At 68.1% G+C, this 14,288-nt stretch carries 16 protein-coding genes and 3 tRNA genes; 5 read left to right on the forward strand and 14 right to left on the reverse strand.

Going from position 1 to position 14,288, the window contains the following annotated elements; all coding sequences use genetic code 11:
• Positions 1-7: 7 nt before the first annotated feature.
• The 8 genes from D0901_RS16020 to D0901_RS16055 all read right to left on the reverse strand — a co-directional run bounded on the left by D0901_RS16020 (position 8) and on the right by D0901_RS16055 (position 4,949).
• Complete coding sequence (locus tag D0901_RS16020) at positions 8-217, reverse strand: hypothetical protein (RefSeq protein WP_129140392.1); 210 nt, start codon at positions 215-217, stop codon at positions 8-10.
• A gap of 187 nt (positions 218-404) precedes the next feature.
• A tRNA-Thr gene (locus D0901_RS16025) sits at positions 405-480 on the reverse strand.
• Positions 481-496: 16 nt separating this feature from the next.
• Positions 497-571: transfer RNA gene (locus tag D0901_RS16030), tRNA-Gln, on the reverse strand.
• A gap of 6 nt (positions 572-577) precedes the next feature.
• Positions 578-653, reverse strand: a tRNA-Phe gene (locus tag D0901_RS16035).
• A gap of 94 nt (positions 654-747) precedes the next feature.
• Positions 748-1,020, reverse strand: a complete 273-nt coding sequence (locus D0901_RS16040) for an oxidative damage protection protein (RefSeq protein ID WP_129141317.1) — start codon at positions 1,018-1,020, stop codon at positions 748-750.
• Positions 1,017-2,117 (reverse strand): A/G-specific adenine glycosylase, encoded by a 1,101-nt coding sequence (gene mutY, locus D0901_RS16045; protein WP_129141318.1) that lies wholly within the window; start codon positions 2,115-2,117, stop codon positions 1,017-1,019. The genes D0901_RS16040 and mutY overlap by 4 nt, the downstream gene beginning before the upstream one ends.
• Positions 2,118-2,181: 64 nt before the next feature.
• Positions 2,182-4,500 (reverse strand): AsmA family protein, encoded by a 2,319-nt coding sequence (locus D0901_RS16050; protein WP_129141319.1) that lies wholly within the window; start codon positions 4,498-4,500, stop codon positions 2,182-2,184.
• Positions 4,497-4,949 carry an acetyl-CoA sensor PanZ family protein gene (locus D0901_RS16055; protein WP_129141320.1) on the reverse strand — a complete coding sequence of 151 codons (453 nt, stop codon included), beginning with the start codon at positions 4,947-4,949 and terminating at the stop codon, positions 4,497-4,499. The genes D0901_RS16050 and D0901_RS16055 overlap by 4 nt, the downstream gene beginning before the upstream one ends.
• A gap of 184 nt (positions 4,950-5,133) precedes the next feature.
• On the opposite strand from D0901_RS16055, the gene hisB reads away from it, so the two are divergent.
• From hisB to hisF, 4 genes are all read left to right on the forward strand, one after another.
• Positions 5,134-5,727, forward strand: a complete 594-nt coding sequence (gene hisB, locus D0901_RS16060; RefSeq protein ID WP_129141321.1) for an imidazoleglycerol-phosphate dehydratase HisB — start codon at positions 5,134-5,136, stop codon at positions 5,725-5,727.
• Positions 5,728-5,749: 22 nt separating this feature from the next.
• The gene (hisH, locus tag D0901_RS16065) at positions 5,750-6,391 is read left to right on the forward strand and encodes an imidazole glycerol phosphate synthase subunit HisH (RefSeq protein ID WP_129141322.1); all 642 of its coding nucleotides are present in this window, start codon (positions 5,750-5,752) and stop codon (positions 6,389-6,391) included.
• Between the two features lie 94 nt (positions 6,392-6,485).
• Positions 6,486-7,253, forward strand: coding sequence for a 1-(5-phosphoribosyl)-5-[(5-phosphoribosylamino)methylideneamino]imidazole-4-carboxamide isomerase (gene hisA, locus D0901_RS16070; RefSeq protein WP_129141323.1), 768 nt, complete (start codon positions 6,486-6,488; stop codon positions 7,251-7,253).
• A 5-nt stretch (positions 7,254-7,258) separates the two neighbouring features.
• On the forward strand, positions 7,259-8,032 hold the full coding sequence (hisF, locus tag D0901_RS16075) for an imidazole glycerol phosphate synthase subunit HisF (protein ID WP_129141324.1): 774 nt from the start codon (positions 7,259-7,261) through the stop codon (positions 8,030-8,032).
• On the opposite strand, the gene D0901_RS16080 is transcribed toward hisF, so the two are convergent.
• Genes D0901_RS16080 through D0901_RS16090 form a run of 3 tightly spaced genes read right to left on the reverse strand, consistent with a single transcriptional unit; the run spans position 8,033 to position 9,763 of the window.
• A complete protein-coding gene (locus tag D0901_RS16080; RefSeq protein WP_129141325.1) occupies positions 8,033-8,803 on the reverse strand; it encodes a CHAD domain-containing protein in 771 nt (256 codons plus the stop codon). It abuts the gene before it with no gap.
• 33 nt (positions 8,804-8,836) lie between these two features.
• Complete coding sequence (locus tag D0901_RS16085; protein ID WP_129141326.1) at positions 8,837-9,433, reverse strand: YjaG family protein; 597 nt, start codon at positions 9,431-9,433, stop codon at positions 8,837-8,839.
• Between the two features lie 33 nt (positions 9,434-9,466).
• Positions 9,467-9,763: an MGMT family protein gene (locus tag D0901_RS16090; RefSeq protein ID WP_129141327.1), complete on the reverse strand. Its 297-nt coding sequence runs from the start codon at positions 9,761-9,763 to the stop codon at positions 9,467-9,469.
• A gap of 73 nt (positions 9,764-9,836) precedes the next feature.
• On the opposite strand from D0901_RS16090, the gene D0901_RS16095 reads away from it, so the two are divergent.
• Complete coding sequence (locus D0901_RS16095) at positions 9,837-10,568, forward strand: type 1 glutamine amidotransferase (protein ID WP_129141328.1); 732 nt, start codon at positions 9,837-9,839, stop codon at positions 10,566-10,568.
• A gap of 67 nt (positions 10,569-10,635) precedes the next feature.
• Here D0901_RS16095 and mnmH read toward each other — a convergent pair whose 3' ends face one another.
• The 3 genes from mnmH to radA form a co-directional block, all read right to left on the reverse strand.
• Entirely contained in the window at positions 10,636-11,727 is a 1,092-nt protein-coding gene (gene mnmH, locus D0901_RS16100; protein WP_129141329.1) for a tRNA 2-selenouridine(34) synthase MnmH, read from the reverse strand.
• Positions 11,724-12,761, reverse strand: coding sequence for a selenide, water dikinase SelD (gene selD / locus D0901_RS16105; protein ID WP_129141330.1), 1,038 nt, complete (start codon positions 12,759-12,761; stop codon positions 11,724-11,726). Before selD ends, mnmH begins: the two co-directional genes overlap by 4 nt.
• A gap of 68 nt (positions 12,762-12,829) precedes the next feature.
• Complete coding sequence (gene radA / locus D0901_RS16110; protein WP_129141331.1) at positions 12,830-14,206, reverse strand: DNA repair protein RadA; 1,377 nt, start codon at positions 14,204-14,206, stop codon at positions 12,830-12,832.
• Between the last annotated feature and the right edge of the window lie 82 nt (positions 14,207-14,288).

Below are 14,288 nucleotides of genomic sequence, written 5' to 3' on the forward strand. Positions count from 1 at the left end.
GGCCGGATCATCGGGCCACCTCCACGGCGACGAAGCGCTTCGGGCGATGACGCGGCGGCACCGGCACACCCTGCACCACCAGACGTTGCTCCCAGGCCAGCAACGCCGCCAACGCCAGTTCCTGCTCCTCGGCATACTCGCTCAGCGACAGTTGCCGGGATGAGGCATGAAATAGATGGCCCAGCCAGTAGGCCTGTGTCGAGGTCAGCTCGTTCATGGTGCCCTCCTTCATGATGGGAGGCACCAGTCTGTCGTTGATGAATCGTGCCCGGAAGATGGGGTTTATGGAGCGCTTACCAACTCCCGACAAGCATGGGAGCGATACCGAATCTACGCACAACAAAAAAGCCGCCCTAAAAGGCGGCTTTTAAAATCTGTAAGCGCTTGATTTGGCGGCGCTTAGTTGGTGCTGGCACCAGGAGTCGAACCCGGGACCTACTGATTACAAGTCAGTTGCTCTACCAACTGAGCTATGCCAGCGCCAAATGCGTCGGCGTGGCTGGGGTAGCAGGACTCGAACCTGCGAATGCCGATACCAAAAACCGGTGCCTTACCACTTGGCTATACCCCAGCAGTGTGGTGGCCAGAGACGGAATCGAACCGCCGACACGAGGATTTTCAATCCACTGCTCTACCGACTGAGCTATCTGGCCGCTGCCAACGGGGACGTATTAAACCGTAAAGCCCCGTGCCGGTCAACCCTTTTCAATTCAAAAAGATGCTTTCCCTCCACGACACCGCCAGACATCACTGCGACGGCGGTACATAGCCTTCGGCCTGGTCGGTCTCGCGGTTGTCGAGGAAACGCTCCATCTGCTCCATGAGGTACTCGCGCGACTCGGGCTCGAGCAGATTGAGGTGCTTCTCGTTGATCAGTCGCGTCTGCTGCGCCTGCCACTCGTCCCAGGCCTGCTTGGAAACGGTTCGCTGGATCTCCAGTCCCTTCTCGCCGGGCAGTGGCGGGAACGGCAGGGCTTCGAGCTCCTGCTGGTACTTGCGGCAGAACACGGTCTGGGTCATGGCGTTGTCTCCTCGGCTTGTGTCAGGTTGCCGGCCAACGTCTCCAGCAGCGTCTTGACCGGAGCCGCCAGCCCGACGTTGGCGGGTTGTGCCAGGTCGTACCACAGCCGACCGCTTTCCGCGACAATCCCTGGCTCGCGCGTCAGCCAGACCGGTTGCGGCACGATCTGCAGCCGGAAATGGCTGAAGGTATGCGTGAACGGCGCCCAGGCCTTGCCGCGCCGAGCATGTGCCACATGACAGGCTAACCAGTCATCCAGCGCGGCGTCATCCTCGAACTGAGGAAAGCACCACAATCCCCCCCACAAGCCGCTGGGCGGCCGGCGCTCGAGCAGCACGCGACCCGCGGGGTCGCACAGCAGCAGCATCAGCGTACGCCGCTCGGGCAGCGCCTTGCGCGGCTTGGACTCGGGAAAGCGCCGCTCCTCGCCGCGGGCGTGAGCCACGCAGACGTCCTCGAAGGGACACAGCAGGCAACTGGGCTTGCCCCGGGTACACAGCGTCGCCCCCAGGTCCATCATCGCCTGCGCGTAGTCGGCCACCCGCGAGTCGGGCGTGTAATGCTCGGCCAGCCGCCACAGCTCGCGGCTCACCGCGGTCTTGCCGGGCCAGCCCTGGACCGCGTGCAGCCGCGCCAGCACGCGCTTGACGTTGCCGTCGAGAATCACCGCGCGCCGACCGGTGCTGATGCCGATGATCGCCCCGGCGGTCGACAGACCGATCCCCGGCAGCGCGGCCATGGCCTCGAGGCTGTGCACGGGAAATTCACCGTCGTGCTCGTCGACCACGCACTGCGCCGCCCGGTGCAGGTTGCGCGCCCGTGCGTAGTAGCCCAGCCCGGTCCACAGGTGAAGCACCTCGTCGACCTCGGCGCGGGCCAGCGCCTCGACGTCCGGAAAGCGCGCCATGAAGCGTTCGTAGTAGGGGATCACCGTGGCGACCTGAGTCTGCTGGAGCATGATCTCCGAGACCCAGACTCGATAAGGGGTCTTGTCCTGCTGCCAGGGCAGGCTCTTGCGACCGTGGCGATCGAACCAGTCGAGCAGGCGCGACTGGAAGGCCTGCGGGGTCAGGTCGATGGGCTGGGATGGCGTCATGGGCGCAGCGTCCCATAAAAAAGCGCCGACGCGAAGGTCGGCGCAGGACTGGCTTGCATGATAGTCACTTCAATAGACCACGGATGGCGTTGCGAAGTTCCTCGGAAGATTTGTCACCGAGTTTTTCATTGAGTTTCTCGCCGAGCTTGTCGACGGCCTTCTTCTGGGCCTCGTCCTTGGCGAGGTTGGTCAGCGTCTGCTGGAAGGCCTGGCGATCGAAGGCGCACCACTGCCCCGGCTCGCCGGACAGCTCACCCTCGCAGTGCACGGGCAGCGGCACCTTCTCGAGCCGCGGATTGACCTTGCAGGCGGCATCGGCGGTATCCACGAAACGAGCCCGGGCGTCGTAGTCGAAGCGCTGGGTGGGCAGGTTGACCTGGCCCTTGCCGGTCAGTTCGATGCCGGGGATGCTGATCAGCAGGTCGTCGTTGTGGATGACGCCGTCGACCACCTTGGCACTGCCCTTGATCTGGTCGAAGCGGGTATCCGGACTCCAGTCGCGGCTGGTGGTCTCGCCCTCCAGCATGGCCACCGCGGTGCACAGCTCCCGCGAGACGTTGACCTTGAACACCGCACCGTCACTGACGCGGAAGTCGACCTTGCCGTCGAGATTGCGCAGCAGGGTGTCGGCATGGTTGGTCTGCGAGGTGAAGTCGCCGTTGACGTTGAGCCGGCCACGCAACGGCGAAGGCTTGCCGCTGTAGTCCTCGACCAGCGGCACGAGCTGCACGCCGTCGAGTTTCTCGCTGAACGACCAGCGGATCGGCGACTGACGCACGTCGAGACCGGCCTCGGCATGCAGCGTGCCGTCGTAGAGCCGGCTGTCGAGCCGCTCGAGCGAAAGCCGACCGCCGCTGCCGGCGAGCGCCAGCGACGGCTTGTCGAGAGTCAGGCCCTTGACCGTGAGGCTGTCCAGGGCGAGCTGACCATCGAGGGAAAGATCGCGCAGCGCCGCCGTCGGCACCAGATCGGCCGCTTGCGCCGCCTCGGTCGCCGCATAGGCCGGCGCCACCCCCAGCGTACGCAGCAGCGCGGCGGTGTCATCCTGAGGCGCAGCCTGAGTGCGCGACGGCAGGTAGGCGTCCAGGTCGAGCTTGTCGCCCTGCAGATCGAAACTCAGCGAGCGACCGTCGAGGCCGGCCCCCAGCGAGCCGGTCAGCGTGGTGTCGTCCACGACCAGGGTCAGATTGGAGAGCGTCGCTCTGGACAGGTCGCCCGTCACCGGGCTGGTCAGTGCGACCTCGGAGAGCGCGTCCTCGTCGGCGGTGTCGAGGGCCACGCCGAAGCGCGTCAGCCAGGGGCGCAGCGACAGCGGCGCCAGCTTGACCTGCCCGGAATAGTGCAGTGCGTCGCTCAACTGGCTAACCGTCAGGACGCCGGTCAGCTTGAGCCCATCGTCACCGGTCAGCGACAGGTCACTGAGCCGCGCGGTCTGTTCCTGGGTATTGGCCTCGGCGACGAACGACGACGCCAGCGAGAGCGGCTTGTCGCCGAGCGCGGGGTGCGCCAGTTCGGCATCGACCTGGGCAGCGTCGAGCCGGTAATGCCCGCCCCGGGTGTCGGCGGTGAGCTTGCCGGCCTCGACATCGAGCGTCTGTTCGCGATCCTTGGAGGCGGCCAGGCTGGTGCGAGTCTCCAGCGACGGCCCTTCCAGCACGTAGCGGCCGTCGTTGAGGCCCAGCCGTACCTTGCTCTTGAAGTCCACCTGACTGCTCAGCTCGGGCGCGGTGCTGTCGACGACGAAATGCGTCTGCAGCGGGAAGGCGTTGACCGGATTGACGTCGCGGCCGGTCAACGAGAGATCGCGCACGGTCAGATCCAGGTCGCTGGACCGGTCGACATAATGCACCCGACTGTTGCGCACCTCGATGCTGGCGATGTCGAGGGCCACCGCGGGATCGCTGGACGCCTGCATCGCGGGGCCGGCCGAGGCCGGCGCCAGCGCACTCTCGGCCTTGTCGCCGGAGCCGCCGAGCCGGTCGAGCAACTGCTCCCAGTTGCCATGGCCCTGCTCGTCACGCACCAGGTCGAGACGCATGCCGTCGAGCGTCACCCCGTCGATGGCGATCTCGCCGGACAGCAGCGGCGCGAAGGCCAGGCTGACCTCGCCGCGGTCGATGGCGGCGAACGCCTCGTTCTCGCGAGTCTGTTCGGGCAGCCAGGCACGCGCATCCTCGACGCTGACACCGATACGCGGATAGAAGGACCAGTTGAGAGGGCCGTCCAGCGACAGGGTCAGCCCGGTCTGCTCGTGTACCGCCTCGACCAGACGCGGCTTGAGATCGTTGGGGTCGAAGAAGGTGGTGACATACACCACCGCCGCCACGACCACCAATCCCAGTACGCCAACTGCCGCGAGCAGTATCCGTACCAGCCTCTTCATTGGCTTCCTCCTGGAGCGGATGTCTTGAGTTCGAAAAAGCTGCCGCTCTCCTCGAGCCGGTACCCCATCCGCACCAGCAACAGCTGGCTTTCCAACGGCAGATGGACGATCTCGATGCGCAGCGGGGTGTCGGTGTCGCCGGCAGCGGCGGCCACCAGCGCCATCAGCCGCGAGCCGACGCCGCGGCGGCGCGTGGTCTTGCGCACGCAGAAATGCGACATCCACCAGGCCTCGGGTGTCTTGCGCACGCTCACCGCGCCGAGCAGACGGTCGTTGAACAGCGCGCCGTGAAAGACGCCGCCCTCCTCGAGGTGCTGGCGAATGAAGTCGTCGGCGGGCGCCGGCAGCCAGTCGGGGGCAGCGTCGTGATAGATCCGCGACAGGTCCAGCGCGACCCGGGGCTCGGCTTCCCAGCGCGCGTGATCGACTTCCTCCAATGTGACCGGCATGCCTATTCTCCCGTGGGCGGGATGTCGCTCCCGTCTTGAGCCCCCGCATTGTAGCGGATGGCCAGTGCGATTCTCTATAATGGCAGGCTCGGCAGGGGCACCGGGCCGGATGGCGGCACGCGTCATCGGCAGTGCCCCTGATCATCAGTGCCCGGCGCGCGAGCGCCCGGAGGGAGAGCGGTCCATGCCCGAGCGCATCGCCACGGTGTCGCGAGACACCTCGGAAACCCAGATCACGGTCACCATCAACCTGGACGGCCAGGGGCGCTTCAACGCCGAGACCGGCGTGCCGTTCCTCGATCACATGCTCGACCAGATCGCGCGCCACGGCCTGATCGACCTGGACATCGAGGCCAAGGGCGACCTGCACATCGACGATCATCATACCGTCGAGGACATCGGCATCACCCTGGGCCAGGCCTTCGATCGGGCGATCGGCGACAAGCGCGGCATCCGCCGCTACGGCCATGCCTACGTGCCGCTCGACGAGGCCCTGTCGCGGGTGGTGATCGACTTCTCCGGCCGCCCCGGCCTGGCCATGGACGTCGACTTCACCCGCGCCAGCATCGGCCGCCTGGACACCCAACTGTTCCAGGAATTCTTCCAGGGCTTCGTCAACCACGCCCGGGTGACCCTGCACATCGACAACCTCAAGGGCAGCAACGCCCACCATCAGGCCGAGACGATCTTCAAGGCCTTCGGCCGGGCGCTGCGCATGGCGGTGGAAGCCGACCCGCGCATGGCCGGCCAGATGCCGTCCACCAAGGGCAGCCTTTGATCACCAACCGCGAGGAGCGAGCATGACGATCGCCGTCATCGACTATGGCATGGGCAACCTGCACTCCGTGGCCAAGGCCCTGGAGCACGTCACCCACGAACACGTGGTGATCACCCGCGACGCACGCTCCATTCGCGGTGCCACGCGCATCGTGCTGCCCGGCCAGGGTGCCATGCGCGACTGCATGGGCGAACTGCAGCGCACGGAACTGCAGGGGCTGGTTCAGGAGATGCTCGCCGACCAGGCCAAGCCGCTGCTGGGCATCTGTGTCGGCCAGCAGATGCTCATGGACGCCAGCGAGGAAAACGGTGGCATCGAGTGCCTGCGCTTTCTGCCCGGCAGGGTGCGCCACTTCAGCCAGGCGATGCACGATGCCGAGGGCCGCCGGCTCAAGGTGCCCCACATGGGCTGGAACCAGGTCGTCCAGCGTCACGCGCATCCGCTGTGGGACGGCATCGCCGACGAGACCCGCTTCTACTTCGTGCACGGCTACTATGTCGAGGCCGAGCGCGATGCGGACGTCTTCGGCACCACTCGCTACGGCGACGTCACCGCGCACGTGGCCACCGGCCGCGACACCGTCTTCGCGGTGCAGTTCCACCCCGAGAAGAGTGCCAGTGCCGGCCTGCGGCTGCTGGAAAACTTCGTCAACTGGGCGCCCTAGCCGGTCAATCACCCGCTGGGTCTCGTGACACGGGCCTTCATCTCTCATCATCAAGCTGGACCAATCGCGCCCGGGGCGTGAACGAGGACACGACATGCTGGTTATTCCCGCCATCGATCTCAAGGACGGCCAATGCGTCCGCCTCAAGCAGGGGCGCATGGACGACGCCACCACCTATGGCGACGATCCGGTCGCCATGGCCGAGCGCTGGGTCGAGGCCGGCGCGCGGCGCCTGCATCTGGTCGATCTCAACGGCGCCTTCGAGGGCAAGCCGGTCAATGGCGGGGCGGTGACCGCCATCGCCCGCGCCTATCCGCAACTGCCGATCCAGATCGGCGGCGGGATCCGCTCGGCGGCGACCATCGAGCACTACCTGAACGCCGGCGTCTCCTACGTGATCATCGGCACCCAGGCGGTCAAGCAGCCGGCCTTCGTCAGCGAGATGTGCCGGCTGTTCGAGGGCCACGTGATCGTCGGCCTCGACGCCCGCGACGGCTTCGTCGCCACCGACGGCTGGGCCGAGGTCTCGACGATCAAGGCCACCGAACTGGCCAAGCGCTTCGCCGACGACGGCGTGTCGTCGATCGTCTATACCGACATCGCTCGCGACGGCATGATGCAGGGCGTCAACCTCGACGCCACCGTCGAGCTGGCCCGCGAGGGCGGCCTGCCGGTGATCGCGTCCGGCGGCGTCACCAATCTCGACGACATCCGCGGTCTGGCCGAGGTCGCCGATCAGGGCATTCTCGGTGCCATCACCGGTCGCGCCATCTACGAGGGCAGCCTCGACGTCGCCGAAGCGCAGCGACTGTGCGACGCGATGGACGCCGAACGCGATACCCCCGCAACCCGCAAGGAGTGACGACCATGGGCCTGGCCAAACGCATCATCCCCTGTCTCGACGTCGACGCCGGCCGGGTGGTCAAGGGCGTCAATTTCGTCGGCATCCGCGACGCCGGCGACCCGGTGGAGATCGCCAAACGCTACAACCAGCAGGGCGCCGACGAGATCACCTTCCTCGACATCACCGCCAGCCACGAGGACCGCGAAACCACCGTCGAGATGGTCGAGCGCATCGCCGGCGAGGTGTTCATCCCGCTGACCGTGGGGGGCGGCATCCGCACCTGCGAGGATATCCGCACCATGCTCAACGCCGGCGCGGACAAGGTCTCGATCAACACCGCCGCGGTGAACAACCCCGAGTTCGTGCACGAGGCCGCCGAACGCTTCGGCAGCCAGTGCATCGTGGTGGCGATCGACGCCAAGCGGGTCAGCGCCGACGGCGAACCGCTGCGCTGGGAGATCTTCACCCATGGCGGACGCAAGCCCACCGGCCTCGATGCCATCGACTGGGCGCGCAAGATGGTCAACTACGGTGCCGGCGAACTGCTGCTCACCAGCATGGATCGCGATGGCACCAAGTCGGGCTTCGATCTGGAACTGACCCGGGCGATCTCCGATGCCGTGGCGGTGCCGGTGATCGCCTCCGGCGGGGTCGGCAACCTCGATCACCTGGTGGAAGGCGTGACCCGGGGCGCCGCCGACGCGGTGCTCGCCGCGAGCATCTTCCACTTCGGCGAATACACCATCCCCGACGCCAAGCGCTACATGAGCGAGCACGGCATCGAGATGCGGCTGTAGTCACAGCCAGCCGAGCTTCTCGGCCTGCTCGAGGCCCTCGTCGAGCTGTTGCTCGGCGAGGGCATGCAACTCACCCATCAGCGGGTCGCGGCGTGATGCGTCCAGTGTCGCCTCCGCCTGCAGCCATGCCGCCAGATTGACCAGGTCGTGCTGACGGCCGAGCCGCTTGGCCAGGCGCTTGAGGCGGCGCGGATCGAGCTTGGGCGACTTGCCCTTGACCCCTTCACGCAGTGCCTGCTGATAGGTCAGATACTTCACCCACTTGCGCCAGCGGTGGCAAAGCGCGGGATCCCGGGACTCGGCACAGGTCGCGGCCAGCCGCCGGGCCTTGCGCCGGCTGCGCCGATAGCCGGCCTTGACCTGACGGCCTCTCAGCGGCTCGGCCCGCCAGTTGTCGGCCTCGCGGGCGAATTCGGCGTCGAGCACCCCCCGATCCGCACCGGCGGTCGCGTCGAGCGACGCGACCAGGGTGGCGCGCAGCCGGGCCACCACGGGACGCAGCTCGGGGCTCAGGCGCGGCAGCGCCCAACCCAGCATGGCATGGCGTACCCGGGCCTCGCGCGGGCCCTCCAGGGTCTTGGCGATCGCCCGCGGCGTGGCCTCGCGGGCCTTGATCGCCGCCTTGGGGCGCTCGACGCGCTGCAGCTGGCGGGCGGCTCGCAGCCGCTTGCAGGTCAGACGCAGCTCGTGCACGTCGTCATCGTCGAGCGGCGAGGCCAGCCGGGCACGGGCCTCGTCGATACGCGCCTGGGGCCATTGACGGTACTTCACGCTCGCCTCCCCGGCGCCCCTGGCGGGCGCCGATCAGTCCAGACTCAGCCCGAGGTTGCTGACGCCGTCGTTACGCCCCAGACGGCGCAGCGCCTTGAGCGCCTCGCGATCGAGTCGCTGTTCGGCGGCTTCCAGCACCGCCGCCTGGAAGCCGCGCTCGTCGTCCATCAGCGGATGCTCGCGCAGGCGCGCGGCGGCCTGCTCGGCATCGTCGGCTTCGCTGCCTTCGGTCATTTCGATGTAGGCCTGCACGCCGCTCATCGACAGGCCACTGACCGCCTGGGGCGCGTCGGGCGTCTCGCTCTGCAGGGTATCGAGCAACGTGGCCAGTGCCATCACCGCTTCCACCGCCCGGCGCGCGCCGAAGCTGTCGTCGTCGCCGGGCGGCTCGAGCTCGACGAGTTTCTCGGCCTGGCGGGCGAAATCGATCTTCGCCTCGCGCACCAGCAGCGCCTCCCAGGCCAGGTCGAGGATCACCCGCAGGGCCCGGGGATCGCCGACACCGCTCATCTGTGCATAAAGACCATAGTTGGGCAGCAGGCGTTCGCACAGCGCGGCCATGAAGGCCGCCTGCTGACGCCGATCGAGTTGCTTGAGGCGTGCCTTGAAGCCGCCCGCGGGTTTGCTCATGCCATCTCCTTGAATGTCACGCGCTTCCGGCCCTCAGGGCCAGAGCAGGGCAGCATCGACCCGCCCGCGCTCGTCGAAGACCACCCCCTCGGCGCGCAGCTTGTCGCGCTGGCGGGCCGCGCCGCCATGGTCGGCGACACGTCGCGAGGCATTGATCACGCGATGCCAGGGCAGCTGGTTGCCCGCGGGCAGATGGCGCATGGCACTGCCCACCATGCGGGCGGTCGCGCCGTCGGTCATCGTCGCCACCCGACCGTAGGTGGTCACCCGCCCCACGGGGATCTGGGCGACGATGGTGTAGATCTGTTCGAGCCGTTCACGCGAGGCCATCGCCGGACTCCCTGAGCGAAAGAAAAAACGCCACTGGACGCTATCACGCCGCTTCCGCCATCATGATGCCATCATGCATATCTACTTTCTCCAGCACGCCGCCCATGAGGGCCCCGCCCGACTCGCCGACTGGCTGGCGGGCATGGGGCACAGCCACAACACCTGTCACCTGTACGCCGACGAGGTCCCGCCGCGCCTGGAGGACTGCGACGCCCTGATCCTGCTCGACGGCCCCCAGCGTCACGATGCGCTCGAGGCCCACCCCTGGCTCAAGCGCGAGAAGAAGCTGATCATGCGCGCGCTCAAGAGCGGCAAGCCGCTCTTGGGCATCGGCCTGGGTGCCCAGTTGATCGCCGAGGCGCTCGGCGCCATCGTCTCGCCGGGGATCTACACCGAGGCCGGCTGGCATACCATCACCCTGGCGCCGGAGAGCCCCTTCGACCTGCCCGAGCAGTTCGAGGCCTTCCACTGGCACCGCGACATCTTCGGCCTGCCCGAGGACGCCCTGCCGCTGGGCGCCAGCTCGGCCAGCCCGGTGCAGGGCTTCGCCTGGGACGCCGGCCGGGTCGTCGGCCTGCAGTGCCGTCTGGAAGTCACCGCGTCCAGCGCGGCGCAGCTGCTCGACCACCCGCTTCCGGGCGACACCGAGCGTCCCGCTGGCGACAGCGGGCAGTCCGACGGTGACGCCGCCGACAGCCCCTACGTCCAGAGTCGCGAGAGCATCCTCGCCGATCCCCGACGCTTCGACCGCCTCGCCGCCCTGCTGGATCGGGTGCTGGTGCGCTGGCTCGCCAGCACCGCCTGAGAGAGGGGGGGGGGTTGCACAATACCTGCGCTCGCAGACTTTGTAAGCCCCCTCCGAGAGCGCGCGACTAGGCTGTCTGTCGCGCCAGCCAGTCGCGGGCAAATGCCAGACAGCTCTCCCAGTCACCGACATGCAGGAAGGTCTGGTCGTGCTTGTCGAGCTGATGCCGGTAGAGCGGATCGTAGTATTCGGTGAGCAGCGGCGCCAGCCAGGCCTCGTGGGCCTGGGAATTGCCGCGCTGGTGCTCGCGGAAGGCCAGCTCCTGCAGGCGGATCAGGCGTTCCAGACGCGGCCCGCCCAGGCGCTTTTTCAGGCGCCGCAGGGCGCCGGCGAGCTGCTTGCGCATCAGCGCCCAGCCCAGCCATTCGCCGTACTGGCCGGCGTAGATCGCCCACAGGTCCTCGATGTAGTCCTTGTGGATGCGCGCCAGGCGCCAGTCCAGCGGCATCTCCACGCGCACGCGCGGCGCCTGTTCCATACTCCGCCAGAACGCCAGCGGAATGTTGACGTTGCCGATGTGGCGCGACTCGTCCTCGACCACGCAGGAGCCCTCGATGGCCAGCAGATCGCGACCCATGGCGTGCTCGAAATCGATCTGCGACGGCGCCGGCAGCGGATGGCGACCGAATGCCGAGCCCTTGTGACGGGCACAGGCCTCCAGATCCAGACCATTGCCGGCGCGCTGCACCAGCTCGGTCTTGGCGCAGCCGGTTAGCCCGCCGACCACCAGCATCGGCCGCTCGGCGGCGGCGTCGATGCGTCGGCACAACGCCTGACGCATGGCCTTCCAGCCGCCCTGGATGCGCGGGCGCTCGAGCCCCGCCTCGGCCAGCCACTGCTGGGCGATCTGCGAACGCAAGCCGCCGCGGAAGCAGTAGATCAGGGCATCGGGATGCGCGTCGAGCACCCGCCGCCAGGCGTCCACCCGGGCGCGCTTGATGCCGCCACCGACCAGCCGCTGACCGAGTTCGATCGCCGCCGCCTGACCGTGATGCTTGTAGGCGATACCCACCCGGTGGCGCTCCTCGTCGTCCATCAGCGGCAGGTTGACGGCGCCCGGCAGCGCCCCCTGGGCGAACTCCACGGGGGCACGCACGTCGATCAGGGTGCGCCCCTCGGCGAGCCAGGCCAGATCGGGCGCGACGCTGGGCAGGGTCACCGCCGGACCTCGATCAGCGCCTCGCCCTCGGCCTTCACGCACTCACCGAAGGGCTCCAGGTTCACGCCGTGGGCCCGGCCGACACGCTCGACGTCATCGGCGTAGGAGGGATGCACCGCGAGCAGCAGGCCCCCGGAGGTCTGCGGATCGCAGAGCCACTGCCAGTGCGCCTCGTCCATCGTCGGCAGCCGTCCGCCCAGCGCCTGGCGGTTGCGTTCGCTGCCGCCGGGTACCGCGCCCTGGCGACGATAGGCCTCGGCGTCGGCCAGCCGCGGCAGGCGACGGAAGTCGATGCGCGCCTTGACCCCGCTGGCCTCGCAGACCTCGCTCAGATGCCCGGCGAGGCCGAAGCCGGTGACGTCGGTCATGGCATGCACGCCCGAGATCTTGGCCAGCTCGACGCCCATGTCGTTGGCGGCGAGCATGGTCTCGCGGGCCAGTCCCTGGTGCCCCGGCTCGAGCAGGCCGCGCTTCTCGGCGGTGGTCAGAAGGCCCACGCCCAGGGGCTTGGTGAGATACAGCAGATCGCCCGGCTCGGCGCCCTTGTTGAGCTTGAGATGCTCGAGATCCACCAGGCCGTTGACCGCCAGTCCGAAGATCGGCTCGGGGGCATCGATCGAGTGGCCACCGGCCAGCGCCAGCCCCAGCTCGCGACACACCGCCTGGGCCCCGGCCACCACGTCGCCGGCGATGTCGGCGCCCAGGGTGTCCAGCGGCCAGCCGAGGATGCCCAGCGCCATCACCGGCGAACCGCCCATGGCATAGACGTCGCTGATGGCGTTGGTGGCGGCGATACGGCCGAAGTCGAACGGATCGTCGACGATCGGCATGAAGAAATCGGTGGTGGCGATCAGCCCGCGGCCGTCACCGAGGTCATAGACGGCGGCATCCTCGCGCCCCTGGTTGCCGACGATCAGCCGGCTGTTGCTGGCCCCGGGGCCGGCCTTGGCGAGGATCCCGTCGAGCACGTCGGGGGCGATCTTGCAGCCACAGCCGGCACCGTGGCTGTACTGGGTCAGGCGAATGGCGCTCATGGTCCTCTCCTTGGTTCGGTTTGCGACGATTCTACGTCAAGCGTAGACAGGCGGGGCAACGGCCGGGCCTACAGGGCCTCCAGCGCCTCGGCGAGCTTGTCCACGGCGACCACCGTCATCCCCTCCGGGGCACGCTTGGGGGCGTTGCCGCGTGGCACGATGGCCCGGGTGAAGCCGTGCTTGGCGGCCTCGACGATGCGCTCCTGGCCACTGGGCACCGGACGGATCTCGCCGGACAGGCCCACCTCGCCGAACACCACCAGCTCGCGCGGCAGGCTGCGGTTCTGCAGGCTCGACACCACCGCCAGCAGCACCGCCAGGTCGGCGCTGGTCTCCAGCACCTTGACCCCGCCCACCACGTTGAGGAAGACATCCTGGTCGCCGGTGAACAGCCCGCCGTGCTTGTGCAGCACCGCCAGCAACATCGCCAGCCGGTTGGGGTCGAGCCCCACCGCCACCCGGCGCGGGTTGCCCAGCGCCGAGTCGTCGAGCAGCGCCTGGACCTCGACGAGGATCGGTCGGGTGCCTTCCCAGACCACCATCACCAGGCTGCCCGGCGCCTGCTCCTCGCCGCGCGAGAGAAAGATCGCGCTGGGGTTCTTGACCTCCTTGAGGCCCTGCTCGAGCATCGCGAACACGCCCAGCTCGTTGACCGCCCCGAAGCGGTTCTTCTGGCCGCGCAGGGTGCGGAAGCGCGAGTCGCTGCCGCCCTCGAGCAGCAGCGAGGCATCGATCATGTGCTCGAGCACCTTGGGGCCCGCCAGGGTACCGTCCTTGGTGACGTGACCGACCAGCATCAGCACGGTATTGGAGCCCTTGGCGAAGCGCGTCAGCGCCGCCGCCGACTCGCGCACCTGGGCCACGCCGCCCGGCGCCGAACCGATATCCTCGAGATGCATGGTCTGGATCGAGTCGATGATCAGCACCGCGGGACGCTCGCGCTCGGCGACGCCGAGGATCGTCTCGATGCTGGTCTCGGCGAGCATCTTCAGCCCCTGGGTGGGCAGTTGCAGGCGATGGGCGCGCATCGCCACCTGCGACAGCGACTCCTCGCCGGTGACATAGAGCACGCTGCGCTGCTGGGCGAGCTTGCAGGCCGTCTGCAACAGCAGGGTCGACTTGCCGGCGCCGGGGTGGCCGCCCAGCAGCACCGCCGACCCGGGTACCAGGCCGCCGCCCAGCACCCGGTCGAACTCGCCGAAGGTCGACGAGAAGCGCGGCACCTCGGTGAGATCGACGCTGCCCAGATCGACCACCTCGCGCGACAGCGCGCCGGCATACCCCGCGCGTGCCGCAGGCGCGGCGCCACCGCTGCCCGGGCGGGGGGCGGCCAGGCGCACCTCGCTCAGGGTATTCCACTCGCGGCAGCTCGAGCACTGGCCCTGCCATTTGGTGTATTCGGCACCGCACTCGGTGCATACGAAGGCACTCTTCGCCTTGGCCATGACACGCTTCCCACGCTGTGACGACGATGACGACCCCGTCAACGACAAGGGCGGCCCGCAGGCCGCCCCGTCGTGTGATGGC

The organism is Modicisalibacter coralii (assembly GCF_004117855.1).
GTDB classification, from domain to species: Bacteria; Pseudomonadota; Gammaproteobacteria; order Pseudomonadales; family Halomonadaceae; genus Modicisalibacter; species Modicisalibacter coralii.